General features: G+C 42.4%; 21 protein-coding genes and 1 other RNA gene. 8 read left to right on the forward strand and 14 right to left on the reverse strand.

Features of this window, described 5'->3' with window-relative positions:
• The first annotated feature begins 13 nt into the window (after positions 1-13).
• The 4 genes from WDV75_RS15785 (at position 14) to WDV75_RS15800 (ending at position 5,255) form a co-directional block, all read left to right on the forward strand.
• The gene (locus tag WDV75_RS15785) at positions 14-3,142 is read left to right on the forward strand and encodes a toxin VasX (RefSeq protein ID WP_273570434.1); all 3,129 of its coding nucleotides are present in this window, start codon (positions 14-16) and stop codon (positions 3,140-3,142) included.
• Positions 3,143-3,451: a hypothetical protein gene (locus WDV75_RS15790; protein ID WP_338860108.1), complete on the forward strand. Its 309-nt coding sequence runs from the start codon at positions 3,143-3,145 to the stop codon at positions 3,449-3,451.
• Between the two features lie 49 nt (positions 3,452-3,500).
• Positions 3,501-4,163 (forward strand): hypothetical protein, encoded by a 663-nt coding sequence (locus WDV75_RS15795; protein WP_338860110.1) that lies wholly within the window; start codon positions 3,501-3,503, stop codon positions 4,161-4,163.
• Between the two features lie 153 nt (positions 4,164-4,316).
• A complete protein-coding gene (locus tag WDV75_RS15800) occupies positions 4,317-5,255 on the forward strand; it encodes a hypothetical protein (RefSeq protein WP_273570856.1) in 939 nt (312 codons plus the stop codon).
• Positions 5,256-5,583: 328 nt separating this feature from the next.
• Here the strand turns inward: WDV75_RS15800 and gcvP are convergent, their stop codons facing one another.
• The 7 genes from gcvP to WDV75_RS15835 all read right to left on the reverse strand — a co-directional run bounded on the left by gcvP (position 5,584) and on the right by WDV75_RS15835 (position 14,927).
• A complete protein-coding gene (gcvP, locus tag WDV75_RS15805; RefSeq protein ID WP_273570854.1) occupies positions 5,584-8,460 on the reverse strand; it encodes an aminomethyl-transferring glycine dehydrogenase in 2,877 nt (958 codons plus the stop codon).
• A gap of 143 nt (positions 8,461-8,603) precedes the next feature.
• Positions 8,604-8,996 (reverse strand): glycine cleavage system protein GcvH, encoded by a 393-nt coding sequence (gene gcvH / locus WDV75_RS15810; protein WP_273570853.1) that lies wholly within the window; start codon positions 8,994-8,996, stop codon positions 8,604-8,606.
• Positions 8,997-9,018: 22 nt separating this feature from the next.
• A complete protein-coding gene (gene gcvT / locus WDV75_RS15815; protein ID WP_189760608.1) occupies positions 9,019-10,116 on the reverse strand; it encodes a glycine cleavage system aminomethyltransferase GcvT in 1,098 nt (365 codons plus the stop codon).
• Between the two features lie 373 nt (positions 10,117-10,489).
• A complete protein-coding gene (ubiI, locus tag WDV75_RS15820) occupies positions 10,490-11,722 on the reverse strand; it encodes an FAD-dependent 2-octaprenylphenol hydroxylase (protein ID WP_273570850.1) in 1,233 nt (410 codons plus the stop codon).
• Between the two features lie 13 nt (positions 11,723-11,735).
• Entirely contained in the window at positions 11,736-12,926 is a 1,191-nt protein-coding gene (ubiH, locus tag WDV75_RS15825) for a 2-octaprenyl-6-methoxyphenyl hydroxylase (protein ID WP_273570848.1), read from the reverse strand.
• Positions 12,927-12,950: 24 nt separating this feature from the next.
• Complete coding sequence (gene pepP, locus WDV75_RS15830; RefSeq protein ID WP_273570847.1) at positions 12,951-14,255, reverse strand: Xaa-Pro aminopeptidase; 1,305 nt, start codon at positions 14,253-14,255, stop codon at positions 12,951-12,953.
• 84 nt (positions 14,256-14,339) lie between these two features.
• Positions 14,340-14,927 (reverse strand): YecA family protein, encoded by a 588-nt coding sequence (locus WDV75_RS15835; protein ID WP_273570845.1) that lies wholly within the window; start codon positions 14,925-14,927, stop codon positions 14,340-14,342.
• Between the two features lie 423 nt (positions 14,928-15,350).
• Here WDV75_RS15835 and zapA point away from each other — a divergent pair, with 423 nt between their 5' ends.
• From zapA to WDV75_RS15850, 3 genes are all read left to right on the forward strand, one after another.
• The gene (gene zapA, locus WDV75_RS15840) at positions 15,351-15,656 is read left to right on the forward strand and encodes a cell division protein ZapA (RefSeq protein WP_189760613.1); all 306 of its coding nucleotides are present in this window, start codon (positions 15,351-15,353) and stop codon (positions 15,654-15,656) included.
• A 145-nt stretch (positions 15,657-15,801) separates the two neighbouring features.
• A non-coding RNA gene (gene ssrS, locus WDV75_RS15845) (6S RNA) lies at positions 15,802-15,984 on the forward strand.
• A gap of 53 nt (positions 15,985-16,037) precedes the next feature.
• A complete protein-coding gene (locus WDV75_RS15850) occupies positions 16,038-16,634 on the forward strand; it encodes a 5-formyltetrahydrofolate cyclo-ligase (protein ID WP_273570842.1) in 597 nt (198 codons plus the stop codon).
• Between the two features lie 98 nt (positions 16,635-16,732).
• On the opposite strand, the gene serA is transcribed toward WDV75_RS15850, so the two are convergent.
• Together serA and rpiA are read right to left on the reverse strand one after the other, a co-directional pair.
• Positions 16,733-17,974, reverse strand: a complete 1,242-nt coding sequence (gene serA / locus WDV75_RS15855; RefSeq protein WP_273570840.1) for a phosphoglycerate dehydrogenase — start codon at positions 17,972-17,974, stop codon at positions 16,733-16,735.
• Positions 17,975-18,244: 270 nt separating this feature from the next.
• Complete coding sequence (rpiA, locus tag WDV75_RS15860; protein WP_273570838.1) at positions 18,245-18,904, reverse strand: ribose-5-phosphate isomerase RpiA; 660 nt, start codon at positions 18,902-18,904, stop codon at positions 18,245-18,247.
• A 163-nt stretch (positions 18,905-19,067) separates the two neighbouring features.
• Here rpiA and WDV75_RS15865 point away from each other — a divergent pair, with 163 nt between their 5' ends.
• Complete coding sequence (locus WDV75_RS15865; protein WP_273570837.1) at positions 19,068-19,973, forward strand: LysR family transcriptional regulator ArgP; 906 nt, start codon at positions 19,068-19,070, stop codon at positions 19,971-19,973.
• Here the strand turns inward: WDV75_RS15865 and WDV75_RS15870 are convergent.
• The 5 genes from WDV75_RS15870 to acnB form a co-directional block, all read right to left on the reverse strand.
• Positions 19,970-20,704: an oxidative stress defense protein gene (locus WDV75_RS15870; RefSeq protein ID WP_273570835.1), complete on the reverse strand. Its 735-nt coding sequence runs from the start codon at positions 20,702-20,704 to the stop codon at positions 19,970-19,972. The genes WDV75_RS15865 and WDV75_RS15870 overlap by 4 nt on opposite strands.
• A 69-nt stretch (positions 20,705-20,773) precedes the next feature.
• Positions 20,774-21,190, reverse strand: coding sequence for a LysE family transporter (locus WDV75_RS15875; RefSeq protein ID WP_273570833.1), 417 nt, complete (start codon positions 21,188-21,190; stop codon positions 20,774-20,776).
• A 138-nt stretch (positions 21,191-21,328) separates the two neighbouring features.
• Positions 21,329-22,201 (reverse strand): small-conductance mechanosensitive channel MscS, encoded by an 873-nt coding sequence (mscS, locus tag WDV75_RS15880; RefSeq protein ID WP_273570832.1) that lies wholly within the window; start codon positions 22,199-22,201, stop codon positions 21,329-21,331.
• Between the two features lie 168 nt (positions 22,202-22,369).
• A complete protein-coding gene (locus WDV75_RS15885) occupies positions 22,370-22,741 on the reverse strand; it encodes a YacL family protein (protein ID WP_189761029.1) in 372 nt (123 codons plus the stop codon).
• Positions 22,742-23,039: 298 nt separating this feature from the next.
• Positions 23,040-25,637 (reverse strand): bifunctional aconitate hydratase 2/2-methylisocitrate dehydratase, encoded by a 2,598-nt coding sequence (acnB, locus tag WDV75_RS15890; RefSeq protein ID WP_273570831.1) that lies wholly within the window; start codon positions 25,635-25,637, stop codon positions 23,040-23,042.
• Between the last annotated feature and the right edge of the window lie 207 nt (positions 25,638-25,844).

Genomic DNA, 25,844 nt, shown 5'->3' on the forward strand with positions numbered 1-25,844 from the left:
GGAAATAAAATAAATGGGAAAATCGATATTAACGAACGCAAATGATGCGCTTGAGACTGTCGCGAAAAAAGTGGAAAAAACATTTGAAGAACTTGTCGATATGGCGAGGGAATATATACCCCATGAGTTGGATATGGATACCGTTGTCAGGCCCTGTGATGTCAATATCCGGCCTGTTTATCCTGTCAGATATGCATATATGAACTTTTTTGGTGACAAACAGATAAATGCGCAATTACCACCCCCCATCAGTACGTTTCTTGATCCTGATGACAATTCATTAAATGCGAGCGTCTTAGGGGGTTATAGCATTCGCTTGCCAAGAGCGGGTTGGATCTATGTCAAAGAAGAAGGACCGATTGAAACCAGAGGCTCCCAACACGAAGGCAAGTTACTAATTTTCAAATTCAGCCCTGAAATTGTCACATTAAAGGGCAAACGAGGGATGGTCACAAAATACACCAAATATGAGCAAAAAGCCGGAAGCTCATCATGGGAAGAAATCCACCCTGCTAGCGGCACAGCGGGCTTAGGTTATCCTTTTCTAGCGCTTGATAAAGATGTAACCAAGGTGAGTATTGTTTATAGTGAGGTTCCTTTTTCTGAACGAATCCTAGACAAGATAGATAAGGATGAATCTTTTCGCAGAAATGCAATGCAATTTGTGGAGTTAGATCATGAGGGTTCAGATTATGTCATGGAAGCCAAACAAGAACATTTCGATGGCTTAGTGGAGGATTTCAAAGTTCCTGAAAAACAATTTCAGGCATACAAAAATCAATTATCTGATCCGCTTTTACATTCTGTTGATTTAGGGGATATCTCGACGGAAGGCAGTTTTTTCATGGATGCCGATATGGAAATGCGTTACATAGACAGCTTACTATGCCCTTATTACAAAGATAAAGCGAGCATTGTGGTATTGCATGATCCGGTAGGATATCAGCGTGATATTTTAATGGCATATGAATTACTTAACCTTTGGGAGTTAAGTTATTCTGCGACAAATATTTATCCTCTGACAATAGGGCAATTTGTTGAGATAATTGCTGCATCAAAGGATGAAAACATTAAAAAATGTTTTAAAGAACATATACATCAGGAAAATTGGAAAACCTGGTGGCCTAAACTTACCGATCCTATTATAGATGTAAAAAAAAGACAGAAAGAAATTCTTGAAATATACAAAGAATTTTTTGAAAGTCCGAATATTGCGGGTAAATTAGGTAGCTTGTCACATTATCTCAAATACTTCTTTTCGTTGAATGATAAAAAAAGTGATCTGACAGAAGAAGATGGTCAGGAATTTGAGATATATTGCGATCTTATTGCAGAATTAATGCAGCCATTACAGAAAACAGCCGAGGGAACATCGGTATTAGAACATATTATTGGCGGCAAGCTTGCATTAGATGAGAGTAGTTCTTGGTCTGTTATTAACAATGGGATCGTCAATACGCTAGGACATGATGGTGCTAATAAGCTATTGATGGCAAGCTATGTCACAAAAGGCATAGATAAAATACTCTGTGCAACAGGTGAAGTTCTAGGAATGTTTCTTGCGTGGAGCGCAGAAAAAATAGCCCAAGGATCTGTCAGTTTGTATGAAAAAAGTATTGAAAAGGTAAATCAAACTTTTACCAATAAAATTCTTAATGCTTTGGGGGTAGAGGAATATAAAGGTTTTGTCTTATTGACAGAAAAAGAAGTGGTAAAATTGATTAATGATTTGGAAAAATATCAACAACAAGGACTCATCGGGAAATCGAAAAGATGGGGAAAAAAGACCAAAATCAATTTTCAAAAGAAAGGAGGAAAAGCAGTATTTAATTGGTCAAATCGGATTAAAAATTACACTGGAAATTTGAAACTAAAAATACCGACCATTAAGGTTAACCGCCCCAAATTCAATATTAAGTTTCTGCAACATTATGACAAACCTCTTGGTATTGTACTGGATAGCAGTCTAAGTGGATTTGATCTGATCATGAAAAGTCATACATTCTATACCTTATTGACACAATCTGGTTTTGATAGAAATGATCCATGGAAAGCGAATCGAAAAATTGTGTACTTAGCTTTTACCTACCTAAATACAATACTGGGTATGGCAATTGCGGCACGAAGTTTTTCTGAATTTATTGGTAAGGGATTTGCAAAAGCAGAAGCACTAGCGAGAAAAATCAATCATCCAGCGGCAGAAGCACTATTAGGCGCTGCATCACGCAGGCTTATGTTAAATAGTTCTCATATAAAACTGCTGGCAAAGGGTGCGGTCGGGGTAACTGGAGTTTTAAGTGGGGCGCTTTCTTACTACGATGCTTATTATGCTAGCGCTTTAGGTAGTCATAAGGAAGCATATGCACATGTTGCTATTGGTACTGGCACGTTAATGATAACTGCTGGATTTTTGGGGCCATCATTTTTGGGGACAGGTGCTGGAGCAGCCGGAGCAGGAGCATTTTTTACCGGTATGATATGGGCTGGAATTCTAGGTATGCTAGCAAGCATTGTCTATTTATTTTTCTTTGGCAAGAGTCAATTGGAATATTTATTAATGAATTGCTTTTGGGGAAATGGGAATAAATATTCATTTTTGGAAATGGGCTTAAAAAGACCTAATGATATAGCCGATCAGTTTAAAGAAACTTACCAAATGAGTGATAAAGTAATTAATGCATTTAAAGTAGAACATCAAGAATTTTTGAATTTTTTTACTAGACCAATATTAAAAAAAGGAAGTAATAAAAAAGGAAAGATGGTTTATCATTTTATGTTACCAAATTTTCAATGGGAAAGATCAGAGTTGGTTTATCATGTATTACCATCATCTGCTGTTACTTCCAGAAATGATCACACCATTTATTTAAATGAGCGTTATTATGCCAACGCTAAGCAGAGATTTGATAAGTTAATGGAAAAAACCCTCTCTGAGATAATTTATAAAAATGAAAATCCTATTGATGAAAATGGAATGCTTACTCTGACATTAGAAATAGAAGAAATATATGCTCAATATTTCACAATTTTTTGGTACTACATGCCTAAAGAAAATGATATTTCACCCTTGCGTTATCAGTGGGGAGAAGAGCCAACAGTTGAGAATGCAATTTATGGATATTTTGATGAGAAGGTTCGTTAAATGATAAATTTAATAAAAAAATGGTTAACTAAAAAAACTGAAACTAAAGTAAATCATGATGCCAGAATTAGCAGACTATCAACAGTGTGTGATCCTATTTTGGATGAAGACATCGGCATACTAGATAAAGGGCAAATAAAAACAGAGGGTTTTATTGATTTAATTGATGATAAAAAATGTGAAATCCGATATGGTAGAGGTAGTTTTCGTGAAAAAGTTTTTCTTTCTTCTTTAGCTAGTTTTTTATTGGTTTTTTGGTTTTTTGTTTTTTTGTTTTTTTGTTTTTTTGTTTTTTTGTTTTTTTGTTGATAATTATATTACTGAATGGAAAGTTAATGAAGGTTTTTATTTAAGAGGTGTGAGTTATGCTAAAAGAGATTATGGTGAGAAATTTTATTTAAAACCTGACATTCCAGATTATGTTAAAAAATATGAATATATTGCCGATGCAAAGAGTATTTCTTTTCCTCAATATTTGAGGATACGTTATACAGATAGTGGTTTTTATAGTAAATCGACTATTCGAAAGGATTTATTACTAGATAGTGGTTTTTTTCTGTTTTTTGTTACAATTATTTTAACTCATCTAGGATTATTATTTTCAATACATAAAATACCCCCTCTTATTATTGATAGGAAAAAACAACTTTTTTATACCTGGCGAAAGGGGAAAATGTATGTTGCGCGTTATTCACAAGTCGATGTTGTCCATCTCTATGATGTTCTTTATCTAAGGGTATATGGATTAGACGAGAATAACAAGTTGGTTATTTATTCTTTTGAACCTGAAATTCCCTATTTACCGGATGATATAATCAGTAAGAAATATTTATTGGCTTTTGTTGCAAAATATCTGATACAAGGAAAAAAATCTGTTAGCTCAGTAGACTTTGAGCGTCGACCATTAATATTTCCCTTACGTAAAAATCCCAAACCAGCAGATTGGGAGACTCAGATTACGGCTATTTTAGCTGAATTGGATAGGCTTGGGCCACCGAAAGGAGCTACTGATCCGAAATAATATCTGAAAAAATATTAATATAGTAAATTATATTTTTATTCCATAAAAAATGGCATCGAATAATATTATAATCATCTCGATGCTATTTCTTAATTTTCAAATATTATATTGTAAATTGTTACTTTATTAGATTGTTATATGAGATTATTTTTTATGAAAAAGGATAACATAATTAGATTATCACGATTGTCGGCTGTTTGCGATCCATTCCTAGATGAAGACATCGGCATACTAGATAAAGAGCAAATAAAAACAGAGGGTTTTATTGATTTAATTGATGATAAAAAATGTGAAATCCGATATGGAAGCAGTAATTATCGCGAAAAGATTTTACTTGCTTCTTTAGCCGGTTTTTTATTGGGATTTTGTTTTTTTATTGATGATTTCATTAATACATGGAAAGTCAATGAGGGATTTTACTTAAGAGCCGTTAATTATGCTAAGAGAGATTATGGAGATAAATTTTATTTAAATCCTAACCGTCCTGATTATGTTGAAAAATATAAATATATTGCTGATGCAAAGAATATTTCTTTTTCTCAATATTTTCATATTCGTTATATGGACAATGGTTTTTATGAAAAATCCAGAGTGCGAAAAAACTTATTACTAGATGGTGGTTTTTTCCTCTTTTCTATTACAATGATTTTAATTCATTTATGGGTATGGTCTTTAATTCGTAAACTATCTCCTCTTGTAATTGATCGGGAAAAGCAACTGTTTTATACCTGGCATAGGGGAAAAATGTATGTTGCACGTTACTCACAAGTCGATGTTGTTAATCTCTATGATGTTCTGTATTTAAGAGTTTATGGATTTGACAAAAATAATAAACTAATGATTTATGCTTTTGAACCCCGTATTCCTAACCTGATAGATGACATAATCAGCAAAAAGTATTTATTGGCTTTTGTTGCAAAATATCTGATACAAGGGAAAAACTCCGTCAGTTCAGTAAATTTTGAACGACCTTCATCAATATTTTTTTCACATAAAAATCCCAAACCAGCAGATTGGGAGACTCAGATTACGGCTATTTTAGCTGAATTGGATAGGCTTGGCCCACCGAAAGGAGCTACTGATTCGAAATAATAGCCAGAAAAAATATTAATATAGTAAATTATATTTTTCATTCCATAAAAACAGCATCGAAGAATGTTCAAATCATCTCGATGCTAATTTTAAATTTATATTGTGAATAACTAACCTCAACTTTATTTAAGAATAGAAATATCATAGTCGCGTAGATTTAATTTTTTCAACTTGAAGATATAAGTAATTAATCTTGATACTCCCTCCAACAAAAAGTAATATCCAATGATAGCACTGGAAATAAAGGCATTTAGATTTATATATAAAAAAGCAGTGTCAGAAATATTTCTGACACTGCTTTCGTTGAGTCTCGTTAATTTATTTATAACTAACGATAATCTTCAATTGGCGCACAAGAGCAATGTAAATTACGATCACCGTAAACATCATCAAGACGTTTAACTGTCGGCCAATATTTATTGGCTTTCGTTTCCGCCGTTGGGAAAACGGCAACTTCACGGCTATATGCATGATCCCAATCAGAAACCAGTTCAGCCTGAACGTGTGGCGCATTAACCAATGGATTGTCTTCCAAAGGCCATTCTCCACTTGCCACTTTGCTGATCTCTTGCCGAATTGCCAGCATTGCATCAATAAAGCGATCAATTTCAACTTTACTCTCTGATTCCGTTGGTTCAACCATCAGAGTTCCCGCAACCGGGAATGACATGGTTGGTGCATGGAAACCATAGTCAATCAAACGCTTGGCGATATCCATCTCGCTGATGCCGAATTCTTCTTTCAGTGGACGAATGTCCAGAATACATTCGTGAGCAACATAGCCATTACGTCCGGTATAGAGGATCTCATAAGCCCCTTTCAGGCGGCTTGCAATGTAGTTGGCATTCAAGATCGCAACCTGGCTGGCTTGTTTCAGCCCTTGTGCTCCCATCATGCGAATATACATCCAGCTAATCGGCAGGATAGAGGCACTACCAAACGGTGCTGCGGATACCGCACCTAATGTCGTAACTTCATCCATTTCCACTACGGAATGGCCCGGCACAAATGGCGCAAGATGTTTTTTCACGCCAATTGGCCCCATGCCTGGACCACCGCCGCCGTGTGGGATACAGAAGGTTTTATGCAAGTTCAGATGCGAAACATCTGCGCCAATAAAGCCCGGTGTAGTAATACCCACTTGTGCGTTCATGTTCGCGCCATCAAGGTAAACCTGACCACCGTTTTGGTGAATAATTTCGCAAATCTCACGGATGGTTTCTTCATAAACACCGTGAGTTGATGGGTAAGTCACCATGATACAAGCAAGATTGTCACTGTGTTTTTCTGCTTTTTCACGCAAATCAGCCAGATCGATGTTGCCTTCTTTATCACAGTTCACAACAATCACCGTCATACCCGCCATATGAGCAGATGCCGGGTTTGTACCATGCGCAGAGCTTGGAATTAAGCAAATATGGCGATGTTGTTCTCCACGGCTGGCGTAATAGCGACGAATTGCCAGCAGGCCCGCATATTCTCCTTGTGCGCCAGAATTAGGCTGCATACAGAATGCGTCATATCCGGTCAGCAATACCAGCCAATGGGAAAGCTGGCTGATCATCTGGTGATAACCCTGGGCTTGTTCTGGCGGGCAGAAAGGATGCATATCGGTAAATTCAGGCCAGGTAATCGGCATGATCTCCGCTGCTGCATTCAGCTTCATGGTGCATGAACCCAACGGGATCATGGCTTGATTCAGCGCCAGATCTTTACGCTCCAGACTGTGCATATAACGCATCATGTCGGTTTCACTGTGGTAACGACGGAAATTATCATGTGTTAAAATGTCGTCATTACGCAACATGGCGGCTGGAATAGATTGGCTGCCTGTCGCAACTTCACGATCAAGAGCATCAATATCCAGGACTGAATCAGAACCTGTTATCACTTGATACAGGGTTAATAGATCATCACGGCTGGTTTTTTCACTCAAGGATACACCGACAGCACCAAGAATATCAGTACGTAAGTTAATCTGTGCCTTAGCCGCTCTTGCCAGTACCTGAGCCTTATCTGACACCTCAATCGCTAATGTATCAAACCATGTCTTATGACGTAGTGTGATACCCGCCTTTTGCAAACCAACAGCCAGAATATCTGTCAATCGGTAAATACGGTTGGCAATGCGCTTCAAACCTTCAGAACCGTGATAAACAGCGTACATTCCCGCAATATTGGCCAGTAAAACTTGCGAGGTACAAATATTGGAATTCGCTTTTTCACGGCGAATATGCTGTTCGCGGGTTTGCATCGCCATACGCAATGCTCTGTTACCCGCAGCATCACGGGAAACACCGATAATACGGCCCGGCATAGAACGTTTGAATTCATCTCTGCACGCAAAGAAGGCGGCATGAGGGCCGCCATATCCCATCGGTACACCAAAACGCTGTGCAGAACCAAATACAATATCAGCACCTTGTTTACCCGGCGCGGTCAATATGACCAATGCCATGAAATCCGCGGCAACGCTGACAATGATTTTACGCTCTTTCAGTTTTGCAATCAGGTCACTGTAATCATGGACTTCACCCGTCGTTCCCGTTTGTTGCAGCAGGACACCAAAGATCCCTTCCAGTTCCAGTGCTTTTTCTGCTTTATCAACAATGACTTCAAATCCAAATGTTTCAGCACGGGTACGCACTACATCCAACGTTTGTGGGTGAATATCATCTGCCACAAAGAAACGTTCAGCGCTTTTCAGCTTGCTGATCCGCTTTGCCATTGCCATCGCTTCTGCGGCAGCTGTTGCTTCATCCAGTAGTGAAGCTGAAGCAAGATCTAAGCCTGTCAGGTCAATGGTGACTTGCTGAAAGTTCAACAAGGCTTCTAAGCGGCCTTGAGAAACTTCCGGTTGATAAGGGGTATATGCGGTATACCAGCCCGGATTTTCCAGCAAATTACGCAAAATCACGGGAGGAAGAATGGCGGGTGAGTAACCCATACCAATATACGATTGATAGCGCTGATTCTGATTTGCTATCGCTTTCAATTCAGCCAATGCCTGTTGTTCAGTCACTCCCTCACCAAGCGCAGGAGGCTCTGATAATGCGATATCACGGGGAACGATTTTATCGGTCAGATCATCAAGAGAATTTGCACCTATTATCGCCAGCATCTCTGTTTGCTGTTCAGCTGAAGAACCAATGTGGCGACGAATGAATTCACCTTGGTGTTCAAGTTGGATTAATGTCTGAGTCATTGATGATAATTTCCTGAAACTAGCTATGCCTTTTATCTTTCAAGTTACCGTCTTGTTGTCTATCACTTGAAATCTATTGGCTATAAAAAAACAGCACAAAAAAACGCCCCATTCACAATGTGATATGGGGCGATTCAAAATAATTACTCGTCTTCTTCCAAGAGTGACCGATAACTTTCGGCATCAAGCAAATTAGCGAGTTCACTCTCATCAGCTATTTTAACGCGGAACAACCAACCTTCGTTATAGGGTTCACTGTTCACCAACTCGGGAGAATTTTCCAGATCAGGGTTAACCGCAATAATCTTACCACTCACCGGTGCGTAGATATCAGAAGCCGCTTTGACTGACTCTACAACAGCACAATCATCGCCACTATTTACTTCTGTGCCTATTTCCGGCAAATCAACAAATACCATATCGCCCAATAACTTCTGGGCATGTTCGGTAATACCTACGGTATATTCACCATTGCCTTCCGAGCGAACCCACTCATGTGATTCTGTATATTTCAATTCTACTGGTACATGACTCATCGTTGCCTTCTCCTTGTTTTTATCACTCTACAAGTGGTTTTCCCATCCGCACAAAACCCGGTTTAACAACCTGTACGGGCATTTCTCGATTACGGATCTGGACAACCGCCTGTTCACCAATACCTTGCGGTACACGTGCAAGGGCTATACTAAATCCTAAGGTTGGGGAGAATGTTCCACTGGTAATCACGCCTGAACGCATTTCACCGGAATCATCAGTGAAGTTGACCGTTAAGCCACCACGTAATACTCCCTTTTCACGCATGACCAGTCCAACCAACTGATCAGTACCCGTTTCGCGTTGTCTTTCCAATGCTTCACGACCAATGAAGTGGCGATCTTCCGGTTTCCAAGCAATTGTCCATCCCATGTTGGCGGCCAGAGGTGAAACAGTTTCATCCATTTCTTGACCATAAAGGTTCATGCCCGCTTCAAGACGCAATGTGTCACGCGCTCCCAATCCAGTCGGTTTCACGCCTACTGCTAACAACTGTTGCCAAAAATCTGCCGCTTGTTCTTTAGGCAGTGCAATTTCATAACCTGCTTCACCGGTATAACCCGTCGTTGCAATAAATAGATTTCCCGATTGGACGCCAAAGAAAGGTTTCATACCCGTTACCGCTTGCTTCTGCGCATCACTTAACAATGATTGCACTTTGGCTTGCGCGTTTGGCCCCTGGACAGCAATCAGAGCCAAATCATCACGTACGGTAACTTCAACGTCATATTTCTCAGCATGTTGGTAAATCCATGCCAGGTCTTTCTCGCGGGTCGCCGAATTCACAACCATGCGATAAGCATTATCAGTGAAAAAATAGACAATGAGATCATCAATGACGCCGCCAGATGCATTTAGCATTGCGGTATATAATGCCTTGCCCTGTTCGGTGAGTTTGGCAATGTCATTGGCCAGAAGATAGCGGAGAAAATCACGGCAATCTGGACCGTGTAGATCCACAATTGTCATATGGGAAACGTCGAACATACCAGCATCAGCACGCACTGTATGATGTTCGTCAATTTGTGAACCATAGTGCAGGGGCATCATCCAGCCATGAAAATCTACCATGCGTGCTCCGCATGCCAGATGTTGATCATATAGTGGGGTGTGTTTTGACATTATTTCCCTCTTTACATTCTTGACATGAAAACATTCGTGACCTGAAAAAACATACGGCGCATTAACCGGCAGGTGTTGGATCATGAAGCAAAGAAGCGGTTAATCACGCAAACGATACCTTGGGATCAGAAGTTATCACTGAAATAGGAAATGAACCATAAAATAAATTAGCTGCATTGCCGCAGCAATCCGAAATGGCACGGATTGCCATGCAGAATTTTTGTCTGATTTATTGCACAAAAATACTCAAAATTTTTAACAAATAGCCAAAAAACAATCTTTTTAGGTTGAAAAAAGGCTAAAGTGTGAAGTAAATCGACTTAACACACTTTAGCCTGATATGAGAAAAACTAATTCTAATTCATAGGCTGAATTAGATTTTTTCAACCGAAGCGGTTTGGGCGATCAGCCAATCAGGAAGGTCATTAAGACCCATGGCATGACGAAGCAATTGCGGCTTCATTCCCGGTAAGTGATCAGCCAGTGTTAATCCAATTCCACGCAATAATTTTTTAGCGGGGTTATTGCCATCAAATAGCTGACGAAAACCCTGCATACCTGCAAGCATGACCGCAGCACTGTGTTTACGGCGACGTTCATAACGTCCCAAATAGAGATATTGACCGATGTCTTTTCCTTGCTGGTTTAAGCGGCTCAATTCACCTATCAGTTCTGCCACATCCATAAATCCAAGATTAACACCCTGACCAGCCAGTGGGTGGATAGTGTGTGCCGCGTCGCCTAATAGCGCCAATCGGTGAGCAGCAAAATTGCGGGCATAACGCCCCGTTAATGGGATAGTTTGTCGATCACTGACCAGTTCACATTGACCAAGACGCATATCAAATGTCGCGCTTAATTGCCGATTAAACAGTGTCGGTTCCATAGATTTGCGCTGTTGCGCAGATTCAGCCGGCTGTGACCACACAATCGAACATAAGTGAGGATCTGGCAGTGGCAGGAAAGCCAGTATTCCATCACCGTGGAAAACTTGGCGTGCAACACCTTCATGAGGCTGCTCAGTCCGAATTGTCGCGACCAAGGCATGGTGTTCATAATCCCAGAAAGTCAGCGGAATATCCGCATGTTGACGCAACCAAGAGTGGGCACCGTCTGCACCAATGACCAGGCGTGAAGTCAGCATTCTTCCATCGGATAATGTGATAAAGGCTTCGTTTTCTCCCCAGGCAACGTTCTTAAGGGAAGATGGGGTGAAGATCATGACATCTGGCAAATTTTCCGCACGTTGCCAGAGCGCTTGCCGGATCACATGGTTTTCGATGATATGCCCCAGATGAGTCAAGCCATTTTCCGCCGCATTAAACTCAATACGCCCGAAACTGTCCCGATCCCAAACGTCCATTCCCTGATATGAACTGGCTCGCATTGCAAGAATATCTTGCCAGACACCAAGGTGGGTGAGTAATCGTTCACTGGCTGCATTGATGGCTGAAACACGTAACGCATATTCATCATTGATACCAAATGGCTTTGTCGGTGGGTGCTCTTCTACCATCGCGATGCGCAAGCCACTACCTTGTAAACCACAAGCCAGCGCAAGGCCAACCATTCCGCCCCCTGCGATCACCACATCAAATGATTGCATTTTTTCTTTCCTCTTAATCTGCCAATGGTGACTGTGCAACCCAACCTAATGTTTGGCGGGCAAAAAGATCCCGCATTGGGGATAATCTTTCCATGGTCTTCAAGCCAAGATTACGCCCTATTTTTAACGGTAAGTAGTCATTAGCGAATAACCTGACCAGCCCATCCGTGAGTCCAATGGTCGTTTCACGATCTGCCTGACGCTGTTGCTGATACTGTGCCAGTACCTGATAGGAGCCAATATCCTGTCCAGAAGTGGCCGCTATTGAAATGACTTGTGCCAAAGCCATCACATCACGCATCCCTAAGTTAAAGCCCTGTCCAGCGATCGGATGCAAAGTTTGGGATGCATTACCTACCAGCGCCAGACGGTGGCTAATTTGCCTGCTGGCTGTCGATAATGCTAAGGGATAACTATGTCGTTGACCGGTTTCCAGCATTTTCCCCAAACGCCAGCCAAATGCTTTTTGCAGCTGTTGGAGAAATTCATGCTGGCTCCAGTTATTGACGTCTGACTGTTTTTCCAGTGGGTGACACCATACCAGTGAACTACGCCCTTCCGACATAGGTAACAACGCCAATGGGCCATATTGGGTAAAACGCTCGAATGCCCTTCCTCGAGGATGTTCAGAAGTCAGGACATTAGCAATAATGGCTGTCTGCTCATAAGATCGCCGTTTGAACGGTATATTACACGCCTGGGCTATTGCCGAGTGACTACCATCCGCAGCGACCAGTAATTCTCCTGTCAGCTTTTCGCCATTATTCAGCGAAACCACTACAGAATTTTCCAAACGCTCAATGGAATTCACTTTAGCCGGACAGTAAAGTTTAATATTTGGAGATTGTTTTAATAACTCAAAAAGATGAATTCCAGCATCATGCAATTCAATCACATTGCCTAATGCCGAGATATCATAGTCGCTGGCGCGAATGTTGGTGAAACCGCTATTACCACGGTCGCTAACATGAACGTGAGTTATTGGGGTAACACAATGTTGCAGTGCAGGCCAAATACCGACCTGTTGCAAGCGCTGACATGTACCATAAGCCAAGGCTATAGCCCTTGCATCAAAACCAGGATGCTCCCTGGTTGGTTCTGCTGCTTCAATCAAGGAGACTTGTAATTGCCCCCGACTCAGCGAGGCAATAGTCAGAGCCAATGTCGCTCCCGTCATGCCTCCGCCCACAATAATCACGTTCATTATCACTTCCTGATTACTTTAACCTTACTGTGCCATCAGAGCTTCTATCTCATCGGGATCTTTCACGACAGATTCAGTCAGGTTTTCATTTCCTGTTTCCGTTATCACAATGTCATCTTCAATACGAATACCGATACCACGGTATTCCGGCGGGACATCCGCATCGGGTGCAATGTAAAGCCCCGGCTCTACAGTCAGCACCATGCCAGGTTGCAAAATACGATCGCGATCAACACCGTAATCGCCGACATCGTGCACATCCAGCCCCAACCAATGACTCAAACCATGCATGAAAAATTGACGGTAAGCATTGGTTTCGATCAATTGTTCGACTTCACCATGCATAATGCCTAATCTTACCAATCCTTTCACCATGACACGTACAACCTGCCCCGTGACCTCGCTGATAGTGACACCAGGTCTGTACAATTCCAGGGAAAGGTTAATGGCTTCCAAAACAATGTCGTAGATTTCACGTTGAGGGCGCGTAAATTTGCCATTTACCGGAAATGTCCGTGTAATGTCGCCGGCATATCCCTCATACTCACACCCCGCATCGATTAACACTAAATCGCCATCTTTCATGCGACGTTCATTTTCAGTGTAATGCAGAATACAAGCGTTATCTCCCGCGCCAACTATCGTGTTATAAGCAGGATAACGCGCCCCCTGACGGGTGAATTCGTGGTGAATTTCGGCTTCCAGCTGGTATTCAAACATACCAGGATGGCAAGCCTGCATCGCCCTGATATGCGCCTGAGCACTGATTTCCCCCGCTTTGCGCATGATTTCTAATTCAACGTCTGACTTAAACAGACGCATTTCATGCAGCCACGGGCGCCAATCTGCCATGATCATTGGTGCCTTGAAGTTACGGCGGCTGTTTTTACGCAATTTATCCAACGCACTAAAGACGATGTTATCGGCGTACTCAAATTCGCCCTGGGCGTGATAGACCACTTCCAAGCCATTCAATAATAAATAGAGTTGTTCATCGAGATCATCAAATGGTAAGGCGCGATCCACCCCCAATTTTTCCAATGCAGCTTCTTGTCCAAGACGACGACCAAACCAAATTTCCGCAGTCAAATCGCGAACACGATTAAACAACACACTGTGATTGTGGGTTTCATCGCTTTTAATCAGTATTAGAACCGCTTCCGGTTCACTGAAACCGGTCAGATACAGAAAATCACTGTGCTGACGGTAGGGATATTCACTATCTGAATTACGTGTCGCAGGCAACGCCGAAAATATAATGGCCGCACTGGCCGGTGCCATTTTTGACAATAATGCCTGTCGACGGGATAAATATTCTTGTTTAGTCATACCCTCTCCTGCAAAATTCCATATTATTAGTTGGGATACCCCTCATCTTTCAAAGCTTGAAATTTATAGGGTGAATACCGCCAATCAGTGCAATGTTGGTTTTTCATTTTTTGCACTGTCCGCGGTTTTAGGTGTCGCAAACGCGATATAACAGAGTTGAACCGCAACACGTACATATTCTAGAACTTCTTCAAGGGCTTGAGAGAGTTCTTCCTGATCTTCGTCTTCATCATAGCCCAACATGCCAATGTTACGTAAATCGGTGATAACTTCCTGAATTTCTGGCTTTTCTGTTAATTTGGGATTGGCTACACCCAAGCCGAGCAGAAAGTGGTTAACCCATCCCGCCAATGCTTCTGCACATTCAAAAACCCCCGCCTCTTCATCAGGCAGCAACAGATTGAACGAGAAACTACTGTCATCCAGCAATTCAAACGTCGTTTCGTACAATTCCCTAAGCGGCAAAGCCAAAACCTGAGAAAATGCCAGGCCATCATTCGCAAGATCATGCACCAGTGTCTGCCAGCTACTATCGTGATTACCGCCATGATTTCCACCACATAGTAACCCACTGATTAAGCCATGCATTTCTGCTGCTGTCAGGGCGATGGACTGTTGATGCAAAATTTCATCAAATGATTGATAATTAGGTAATGAGTTTTGTATAGACATGTATATTGATCATCGTTGGCGATATAAGTTCATGCTATGCTACCATCAAGGGGAGTCGCTATACCAGACAGCACACACCGATATATCCCCAACCGATTTCGAGATGCCGCGTGATAGCAAGGGCACAAATCCCCAAAACATAGGTACTTTATATCTATAACTAATTGACTGGGATAAGTGAACATTGCCCAAAAGCAGCAACTTGAAGAGGAAGGGGAAAAGAGGGGCTTTTGGTATTGTACGGTAATGATTGGTGTCGGCCTTGTTTTATACCATAATTTACTTTATACCCCATCGATTTCAAATTACAGCTCTGGCAACAAAGCCGCAATTTGAGAGATAAGGGATATATATACCAATCTAACTTCAAGATGCGTATATCAACATCAAGGTATCGGCACAATAATAAATCAGGAAGGTGTCATGTCTGCACAACCAGTAGATATTCAGATTTTTGGGCGGTCATTACGTGTCAATTGTCCAACAGAGCAGGTTGAAGCGTTGCAAGCTGCTGCTGAGGAACTTGAAGAGCGTTTGCATAACCTTAAAGAACGCACCAGAGTCACTAACACTGAGCAACTGGTTTTTATTGTGGCACTGAATGTCTGTCACGAGTTGGCACAGGAGAAGATGAAAACCCGTGATTATGCTTACAATATGGAACAAAAAATAAAAATGCTCCAGCAATCCATTGAAAAGGCACTGTTAGAGCAAGGTAAAGTTACCTGATACTCCATCCATCAGCTGAATCTTATTGATAAATCAGGCAGTAGTCACTATAGATTAATATAAGCAGTTGCTTTCTTCGTTTAGTTCCATACAATAGGCTTCATAGCGTTGCTTAAAGCCTATTTAGGTGATTTAAGCAGCAAAAATTTCTCTGAGGTGTTCGTGAGCAGGGAAGTCCCCTGAGCCGATATTTCATCTCTATAGAATGTGGTGCTACGTTTCTTGTGAGCATGCTTGGCTAGCCAAGAAGCCTAATAGCAACGACGCTGCGTTCACCTTGAACCAAGGGTTCAAGGGTTACCACCTGTAACGGCATCTTGGAGAACCCCCGCTTTTTATCTGTTTTGTATCCTTTTCTGCGTTAATTAACAGGCAGGTATCATGCAATCAGATTCTTCTCTTACTCTGCGTCAATCCATTAGAAAAAAAATTCGGCAGCTACGTCAAAATCTATCCCCTGAACAACAATCGCAATTTGCCCAGCAAGCCATTAAACAGGCTATGATTCACCCTAAGATCCAGCAAGCTGATAAAATTGCCCTCTATCTCTCCTTTGACGGGGAATTAGATACACGTCCGCTGATTCAACAACTTTGGCAGCAAAACAAACAGGTCTATTTGCCAATATTGCATCCTTTCAACCGGAATCACCTGCTGTTTCTCCGTTATTGCGCTGATACGCCTCTTATTCATAACCGCTTTAATATCGAAGAGCCTCAGTTGGATGTCCGGCAGGTTTTACCCATCGCTGAACTTGATGTCATGTTTATTCCTCTGGTCGCTTTCGATTGCACAGGGCAACGCTTAGGGATGGGCGGTGGTTTCTACGACAGAACCCTCGCGAAATGGCAACAACAGAATTTTTATCCGATTGGATTAGCCCACAATTTTCAGTTAGTTGAGAATCTACCTAGCGAGAGTTGGGATATTCCTCTGCCAGAGATCATTACACCAGACAAAGTATGGCAATGGATATAAATGAAGACGCTATTCAGTGAGTAACAGGGGCTATTGTGCTTTCAATAACCCCTTATTTTTAATGCGTCTTGCCTTTCTTTTAACCAGCCATTATAGCCTTAGTAAAGCAAGCGAGAACGGATCGTGCCCGGTAAGGCTCTCAGTTTCTGCAAAACCAATTCAGCCTGAGCTGAATTCTGCGTCGTAATATCAATCACCACATAACCAATACCACTGTCAGTCCGCAGATATTGGGCATCAATATTGATTTCTTGTTCAGTGAATACTTGGTTAATACTGGTCAAGATACCGGGGCGGTTTTCATGGATATGCAGTAATCGGTTAGTATCCTTGGCATGAACAGGGAGCGAGACTTCAGGAAAATTAACCGCTGATAAGGTAGAACCATTGTCAGAATATTTGACCAGTTTCCCAGAAACTTCATAACCGATATTTTGCTGGGCTTCTTGTGTCGATCCCCCAATATGTGGTGTCAACAATACGTTATCAAACTGGCTTAATGGGGAGATAAAAGGATCATTATTTGTTGCGGGTTCATGAGGAAAAACATCAATCGCCGCACCAGAAAGATGCCCTGTTTCCAACGCGTTGCTGAGTGCATCAATATCGACCACTGTGCCGCGTGATGCATTGATCAAAATTGAACCTGGTTTCATCAATTCCAGTTCTGCTGCACCAATCATATTTTTGGTTGAGGCGGTTTCAGGAACATGCAGGCTCACGACATCACTCATATTCAGCAATTCAGACAAATGATGAACTTGCTGTGCATTACCTAAGGGCAATTTATTTTCAATATCATAGAAATAGACATTCAGGCCAATATTTTCAGCCAAAATGCCAAGCTGTGTACCAATATGCCCGTAACCAATAATGCCTAATTTTTTCCCGCGCGCTTCGTAGCAGCCTTTTGCCTGCTTATCCCATATCCCATTATGGGCTTTGGCATTCGCTTCAGGAATACGACGTAACAGCAACAGCAACTCACCCAATACCATTTCAGCGACCGAACGCGTATTGGAAAAAGGCGCATTAAATACCGGAATACCACGTTTTGCCGCGGCTTTCAGGTCAACCTGGTTAGTACCAATACAAAAACACCCAACAGCAACCAGCTTTTCCGCTGCGGCGAAAATCTCTTCGGTCAATTGGGTGCGGGAACGAATGCCGACAAATCGGGCATCACGGATCGCTGCTTTCAATTCTTCAGGTTCTAATGCCCCTTTGTGATATTCAATATTGCTGTACCCTGCCGCTTTTAGGCTATCTACTGCACTTTGGTGAACACCTTCCAGCAGCAGAAATTTAATTTTGTCCTTTTCTAAAGATACCTTAACCATTTGCCCGCCCTAGTTGTACTTACTTTCATAATGCATATCGACGCCACCAAAATAACAAAAAAAACGGTAACGGCAATACAATCGATTGCTTATATTACAGAATAAGCAACAGTAAATAAGTTGTTATGCAAAGTAAAATAATTCGTTACGGGGAATGATCAGCATTTTGAGGTTTTTTTAGACGAAAAAGTGATATATCTCACTAAATTTTCTATTTTGAATAAATATAAAAATATTTTTAGGGCAGGTTATTCTGCCCTCAATAAATGATTATTCAGTGAGCGTCTTAACGCCATCCGCAGTACCTACCAGTACCACATTAGCGCCTCGATTAGCAAAAAGCCCCACCGTTACCACGCCTGCTATCCCATTGATTTTATCTTCTAACGCAGTGGGATCGACAATCGAAAGATTGTGAACATCCAGAATATGGTTACCATTGTCTGTCACAACGTTTTCACGATAAACCGGTGTTCCGCCCAATTTCACCAGCTCACGAGCCACATAAGCCCGTGCCATTGGGATGACTTCAACTGGCAGAGGAAACTTGCCTAATACATCGACTTGCTTAGACGAATCAATAATACAGATAAATTTCTTCGCAACCGCCGCGATGATTTTTTCCCTGGTTAACGCTGCGCCGCCACCTTTGATCATCTGCATTTGACCATTAATTTCATCAGCACCATCAACATAAATATCCAACGTGTCGACGTCATTGCAGTCAAACACAGGGATACCGAGAGCTTTTAGTCTCTCAGTCGATGCGTCTGAACTCGATACGGCACCTTCAATTTTATCTTTGATGGTGCCTAACGCATCAATAAAATGCGCTGCGGTAGAACCTGTACCAACACCAACAATTGTGCCTGGTTTAACATATTCCAATGCTGCCCAACCTACTGCTTTTTTCAGTTCGTCCTGAGTCATATTGATCACAGCCTATAATCAGTTACAAGGAAAAATCTGACGGCTAGTATAAACAATATTGGCTCACCTCATGAAAAAATATGGCATAGTGCTGGTTAGGCCACATAATGGTTTTTATTGAGCTGTAACACAAAAAGTGCAAACACGGAGAATCTTATTTTCAATGAAACGTCCTGATTACCGGTCATTGCAAGCATTAGATGCAGTGATCAAAGAGCGTGGTTTCGAGCGGGCAGCGCAAAAACTTTGTATTACTCAATCAGCGGTATCTCAGAGAATCAAGCAATTAGAAAATATGTTTGGTCAGCCACTATTGGTACGCACTGTTCCTCCCCACCCTACAGAGCAAGGGCAAAAGCTGCTTGCGCTATTACATCAGGTGGAACTGCTGGAAGCACAATGGCTTGGTGATGAAAATAGCAATGAGATCCCGTTACTGCTTTCCCTTGCTGTTAATGCGGACAGCCTGGCGACGTGGCTTTTACCGGCTCTCCATCCTGTTTTATCCGATTTACCCATTCGGCTAAATATTCAGGTGGAAGATGAAACCCGAACTCAAGAGCGATTGCGGCGTGGTGAAGTTGTCGGGGCGATTAGTATTCAATCCCAACCTCTGCCAAGTTGTTTAGTTGATAAATTAGGTGCCTTGGATTACCTGTTTGTCGCCTCTCCAGAGTTTGCAAACCGTTTTTTCCCGAATGGCGTCACGCGTTCGGCATTACTGAAAGCCCCTGCGGTTGCATTCGACCATTTAGATGATATGCATCAAGCATTTTTACAACAGAACTTCGATTTATCACCGGGAAGTGTGCCCTGTCATATCGTGAATTCTTCCGAAGCATTTGTTCAACTGGCAAAACAAGGTTCGACTTGTTGCATGATCCCACATTTGCAAATCAACAAGGAACTAAAAGCTGGTGAATTAATCGATCTAACACCAGGTCTATGCCAACGCCGTATGCTTTATTGGCATCGTTTTGCGCCTGAAAGTGGAACGATGAGAAAAGTTACTGACGCCCTGCTAAAACGAGGACGCCAGATGTTACGTCAGGAAGATGAAATTCATTAACGCTGTAATTCAAAAACAGCATCGACGTGATCTAAAAACTCAATACTCTGTGGTTCGTAAGTTTCACTGGCAGAGCCAGAAGCGGGTGCTGCCAACAGATCTGTCTGATATTTCAGACGGTTCATTGGGATAGGCACTGCTTCAGGCGCACGGTAACTAATGCTATATACAGGGCCTAACTTACTGTTGAACCCTTTTGCCAATGTAGTTGCCTGTTGAATAGCATTCTCGATGGCTTTTTGTCTGGCTTCATCACGATAACGTTGCGGATTGCTGACACCAAACTGAACCGAGTTAATTTCATTCAATCCTGCTTTCAGGGCACCATCCAATAAGACATTCAGTTGCTCCAGCTTGTGAACTTTCACTTCAACTGAACGCGACGCCCGATAACCTGTAATACTCGATTTTCCACTCTTTTGATCATATTGATATTCTGGTTGGGTACGCAAGTTAGCCGCATCAATGTCTTTCTTTTCGATGCCACTGTTTTTCAGAAAATCAAAATATTTCGCAACACGTTCATCGACTTTTTTCTTTGCTTCTGCTGCACTTTTTTGCGTTTCACTCACATGGATTACCAAAGTAGCCATATCTGGCGTCGCTTTAACTATCGCGTTACCAGAGGTGGAAATATGTGGAATAGAGAGTGAGTCAGCGGCAGAAGCTGCCATGAAAGACAGGCTTCCTAAAGCCATCATTGCAGCCAATACCAGTGATTTACGTTTCACAAGGCCTCCTAAAGTTACATGAGTAAGGTGCTTTCAGAAACATTAGCACACTATCTATAGAGAAGTAATCTATGGAGAAATATTATAATTAATAAAAAATCTATATCCTTGCTGAATTAAGTTCCAGGCGATATACCACATCACACAGCCAACGAAGATATTGATGATCCGTTGTGCTCTGGGCCGATTAAGCACAGGTGCAAACCACGCAGACAAGAATGACAAGGCAAAAAACCAGCTGATCGAAGCCATTACCGCTCCGGTGGTAAACCACGGCCGAAGCTCGGCTGACAATTGTCCCAGCAAAGCACTGCCACCAAATATCCCCGCGATGATGAGCAAAGAATCACTGGTGGAGCATAATGTTGCGCTCATTAAATGGAACTGCTTCCTGCTCCCTTGCTGCATAACAAATACATTTTGTGGCCCAAGTGGAAGGATCATTGCAGCACTAAGAAAAAACCCCTGAATAAATGTTGAGAACATGCAAAGATTCCTAATAATTATTCAATTAGTTGCGATATCAATGCATATTAAACAAGATAATGCATTAGTAAAAATGAATGATTCTAATACATCATTAGGAAAAGTGATGTGGGAAATGCCCACATCACGATATCTTGATTATTCGTCTACCTTCTTCTGTAAGGCACTATTTTGCTGATGCAGATAAACATCCATTTGCGGGAAAGGAATGCCGATATTGTGTTTATCTAAGGCACGCTTAAAGTTTTCCATCAAATCCCAATAGACATTCCAGGCATCACCATTGGTGGTCCACACACGTACAACAAAGTTCAATGACGAAGGCGCCATTTCATGCAGGCGGATGGTGACACCTTTTTCATGTTGGATGCGTTTATCTTCTTGAATCACATCACCCAATACTCTTTTGACTTCATCAATATCTGCATCATATGCAACCCCCACCATAATCTGGGTACGACGGTCAGGTTCACGGGTGGTATTAATAATATTGTCTGCAATAATTTTACCGTTGGGGATCACAACGATACGGCCATCTGCCGTGCGCAGTGTTGTCGAGAAAATCTGTACTTGCATGACAGTTCCCTCCACCGCACCAATGCTAACATATTCGCCAGTACGAAGCGGGCGAAAAACTACCAACAAAACACCGGCAGCAAAATTAGACAGTGAACCTTGTAAGGCCAGACCTACCGCCAAACCTGCGGCACCGATAACTGCAATCACGGATGCAGTCTGAATACCTAATTTCCCAAGAACAGCAATAATCGTAAATGCTATGATGGCGTAACGAATAATCGCGGAGAGGAAATCAGAAATGGTGGTATCAATGCCACGCAGTGACATAACACGCTTAACTGCTTTATTAACCAACTTGGCAACAAATAAACCAACGATAAGAATCAAAATGGCAGATACAATGTTTACCGCATACTGGATCAGTAGATCCTGATTGTTGGTAAACCAGTTTGCCGCTTTATCAATCTCATGTGACAGATTGATCTTTTCCATACAAAGCCCACCGTTATTGTTGGAACCTATCGCCATTCAGTGCCGTTATGCACAACGAACGCCACTAGCAGGTGTAGGCTCCTGTTCAAAAAAAGCTACTATCACAACACAAGAATGTAATGGAATATAGATTATGGCAGAAAGCCTTTATTGCTTGAACACGAATACTTACATTTTATTTTTTTGCAAAATGAATTCTCTGTAATCAGCTAGCATACCGATAAAATCGTCTGTCCCACAAAAAGCCAGACTCTCGTCATCGTAGTAACTCATTCCTTCTTCTATAACCTCTGTATCAAATTGAAGTTGATTAGCCCTGATCATGATCTCATCTTCACTCATCAATAGCGTATATTCATGACCAGCCAACTGCCACTGGCGTTCACTCCCTTTAATCTCTTGCAAAGCCACAATGATTTTATCCAATACCCGCAAATCGCCTTTCACTTCTTCATTCAACCAATGACCGATGACTTCATGATCCATTGAAAAAGATGTTGTTACCTGGCCGGTAATATCCTGCATAAATTCATATTCCATCATATACCCCCTCACCTACTATTTTTACAGATGCCAAATAATTTCATTGGGATTTTATACCAATCTAACTTCAAGATGTGTGTGATTTCTCTCCCCGCGAAGCTGGGAAAAATCAGGTTTCATATCGTGTTGTAAATTGCAACTTGAAGCTTAATGTGTATAAGCAGTTCTGCGGCCTCCACCTCTGAAGCAGTCCACAAACTGAAATAAAAACTACTACGAAATTGTTATAAAACGGTAGGCAGAAAAACAAAAAAAGGGGAAGCATTTGCCTCCCCATGCATTGCAATATACGTTTTTATACTGCGGTTTGGAAGATCACATCTTCCGCTTTTTCTGTGTATTGATTCAATTGATCAAAATTGAGGTAGCGATAAGTATCGGCTGCGGTTTCATCGACTTTATCTATGAACTGCAAATACTCTTCTGGCGTTGGCAAACGCCCCAACAGTGAAGCTACAGCCGCCAACTCCGCTGAAGCAAGGTAAACATTTGCACCGGAACCCAGGCGGTTAGGGAAGTTACGGGTAGAAGTGGATACCACTGTTGCCCCATCCGCCACCCGCGCCTGATTCCCCATGCACAATGAACAACCCGGGATCTCAATACGCGCCCCGCTCTTGCCGAAAATGCTGTAATAACCTTCTTCCGTCAATTGGGCGGCGTCCATCTTAGTCGGAGGAGCAACCCATAAGCGAGTCGGTAACTGACCTTTATGCTGATCCAGCAATTTACCCGCCGCACGGAAATGACCAATATTAGTCATGCAAGAACCAATGAAAACTTCGTCAATTTTGCTGTTAGCCACTTCAGATAACAGACGTGCATCATCAGGATCATTAGGTGCGCATAAAATAGGCTCTTTAATGTCTGCCAGATCGATCTCAATCACGGCTGCATATTCAGCATCTGCGTCCGCTGCCAACAATTGCGGATCTTTCAGCCAGTTTTCCATGCCAATAATACGGCGTTCCAATGTCCGGCGATCACCATAACCTTCCGCAATCATCCATTTCAGCAAGACGACGTTAGACTGCAAGTATTCAATGATTGGCGCCTTATCCAGCTTGATGGTACATCCTGCCGCAGAACGTTCCGCAGAGGCATCAGCCAACTCAAATGCCTGCTCGACTTTGAGCTCAGGCAAACCTTCAATTTCAAGAATACGGCCAGAGAAGATGTTTTTCTTGCCTTTCTTCTCAACAGTCAGCAAACCTTGTTGAATTGCATAATAAGGAATGGCATGAACCAGATCACGCAAGGTTATTCCTGGTTGCATTTTCCCTTTAAAACGAACCAGTACGGATTCTGGCATATCCAACGGCATGACACCCGTAGCCGCAGCAAATGCCACCAGACCTGAACCAGCCGGGAAAGAAATGCCAATGGGGAAACGGGTATGGGAATCTCCGCCTGTACCTACCGTATCTGGCAATAACATACGGTTCAACCATGAGTGAATAATGCCATCTCCCGGACGCAACGATACGCCACCACGGTTCATAATGAAATCAGGCAAAGTATGGTGCGTCGTCACATCAACCGGTTTTGGATAGGCGGCAGTATGACAGAATGATTGCATGACCAGATCCGCAGAGAAACCCAGGCAGGCCAAATCTTTCAATTCATCCCGCGTCATTGGCCCTGTCGTATCCTGGGAACCGACAGAAGTCATCTTAGGTTCACAATATTCTCCTGGGCGAATGCCACTTTTACCGCAGGCACGGCCTACCATTTTCTGTGCCAATGAGAAGCCTCGATCACTTTTCGCAACCGCTTTTGCCTGACGGAATACGTCACTGTGTGGTAAACCCAATGATTCACGCGCCTTGCCAGTCAAACCACGACCGATAATCAATGGAATACGGCCACCGGCACGTACTTCATCAATCAATACATCGGTTTTCAGGGTAAAAGTAGCCAATAACTCATTGGTTTCGTGATGGCGGATTTCACCTTTATAGGGATAGATATCAATCACATCTCCCATATTTAGCTTGGCAACATCCACTTCAATGGGCAACGCCCCCGCATCTTCCATGGTGTTAAAGAAAATGGGGGCAATTTTTCCACCCAAGACCACACCTGCACCACGTTTATTAGGGACAAACGGAATATCCTCTCCCATAAACCACAATACGGAGTTCGTTGCCGATTTACGGGAAGATCCCGTACCAACAACATCGCCAACGTAGGCCAATGGATAACCTTTCTTGCTCAGGGCTTCGATTTGCTTAATCGGGCCTACAACACCAGCTTGATCAGGCTCAATACCTTCACGGGCATTTTTGAGCATTGCCAATGCATGTAGAGGGATATCAGGACGTGACCACGCATCTGGGGCAGGAGAAAGATCATCGGTGTTGGTTTCACCGGTAACCTTAAAGACGGTAACAGTGATTTTTTCTGCTAATTCAGGACGCCCAAGGAACCATTCTGCATCAGCCCACGACTGCATGATTTGTTTGGCATGGACATTACCTGCTTTGGCTTTGTCTTCCACATCATAAAAACTGTCGAACATCAGCAAAGTATGAGAAAGTGCTTTCGCCGCAATTGGAGCCAGCTTTTCATCATCCAGGGCATCAATTAAAGCGTGGATATTATACCCACCCTGCATGGTTCCCAATAATTCAATGGCTTTTTCCTGTGTCACCAAAGGAGAAGTCGTTTCTCCCTTAGCTACGGCAGCAAGGAAACCGGCTTTAACATAAGCAGCTTCATCTACACCAGGGGGGACACGATTGGTCAGTAGATCTAGTAGGAAATCTTCTTCACCTTTAGGTGGATTCTTCAGTAATTCAACCAGCGCTGCTGCTTGAGCTGCGTCTAACGGCTTAGGGACGATGCCTTGAGCTGCACGCTCGGCTACGTGCTTGCGGTATTCTTCTAGCACGACTTTCTCCTCGCTCTCATTGTCATTTTATATACCCGGCTGTCAGCACCCGCTAACGATCATTGAAAATGATCATCTAAAAACAATTACTAAGGGTGCAAGGTCAGAGGATTTTGCTCGCATAACATCAGAATTATGCTCAGCTTCGGGTGTTTAGCATACCAAAGTTTGAATAGCATGTTAATTCATTCACATAAAATCAACATT

It is taken from the genome of Xenorhabdus griffiniae (assembly GCF_037265215.1).
Lineage (GTDB): Bacteria > Pseudomonadota > Gammaproteobacteria > Enterobacterales > Enterobacteriaceae > Xenorhabdus > Xenorhabdus griffiniae.

Bases quoted from the DNA above. Each gene is read 5' to 3' on its own strand.
- gcvH (WP_273570853.1), bottom strand. From the start codon at position 8,996: ATGAGTCATGTACCAGTAGAATTGAAATATACAGAATCACATGAGTGG.
- pepP (WP_273570847.1), bottom strand. From the start codon at position 14,255: ATGACTAAACAAGAATATTTATCCCGTCGACAGGCATTATTGTCAAAA.
- WDV75_RS15800 (WP_273570856.1), top strand. From the start codon at position 4,317: ATGAAAAAGGATAACATAATTAGATTATCACGATTGTCGGCTGTTTGC.
- WDV75_RS15790 (WP_338860108.1), top strand. From the start codon at position 3,143: ATGATAAATTTAATAAAAAAATGGTTAACTAAAAAAACTGAAACTAAA.
- gcvP (WP_273570854.1), bottom strand. From the start codon at position 8,460: ATGACTCAGACATTAATCCAACTTGAACACCAAGGTGAATTCATTCGT.
- WDV75_RS15865 (WP_273570837.1), top strand. From the start codon at position 19,068: ATGAAACGTCCTGATTACCGGTCATTGCAAGCATTAGATGCAGTGATC.
- mscS (WP_273570832.1), bottom strand. From the start codon at position 22,201: ATGGAAAAGATCAATCTGTCACATGAGATTGATAAAGCGGCAAACTGG.
- WDV75_RS15850 (WP_273570842.1), top strand. From the start codon at position 16,038: ATGCAATCAGATTCTTCTCTTACTCTGCGTCAATCCATTAGAAAAAAA.
- WDV75_RS15875 (WP_273570833.1), bottom strand. From the start codon at position 21,190: ATGTTCTCAACATTTATTCAGGGGTTTTTTCTTAGTGCTGCAATGATC.
- ubiH (WP_273570848.1), bottom strand. From the start codon at position 12,926: ATGAACGTGATTATTGTGGGCGGAGGCATGACGGGAGCGACATTGGCT.
- WDV75_RS15785 (WP_273570434.1), top strand. From the start codon at position 14: ATGGGAAAATCGATATTAACGAACGCAAATGATGCGCTTGAGACTGTC.
- ubiI (WP_273570850.1), bottom strand. From the start codon at position 11,722: ATGCAATCATTTGATGTGGTGATCGCAGGGGGCGGAATGGTTGGCCTT.
- WDV75_RS15885 (WP_189761029.1), bottom strand. From the start codon at position 22,741: ATGGAATATGAATTTATGCAGGATATTACCGGCCAGGTAACAACATCT.
- rpiA (WP_273570838.1), bottom strand. From the start codon at position 18,904: ATGACTCAGGACGAACTGAAAAAAGCAGTAGGTTGGGCAGCATTGGAA.
- zapA (WP_189760613.1), top strand. From the start codon at position 15,351: ATGTCTGCACAACCAGTAGATATTCAGATTTTTGGGCGGTCATTACGT.
- WDV75_RS15835 (WP_273570845.1), bottom strand. From the start codon at position 14,927: ATGTCTATACAAAACTCATTACCTAATTATCAATCATTTGATGAAATT.
- serA (WP_273570840.1), bottom strand. From the start codon at position 17,974: ATGGTTAAGGTATCTTTAGAAAAGGACAAAATTAAATTTCTGCTGCTG.
- gcvT (WP_189760608.1), bottom strand. From the start codon at position 10,116: ATGTCAAAACACACCCCACTATATGATCAACATCTGGCATGCGGAGCA.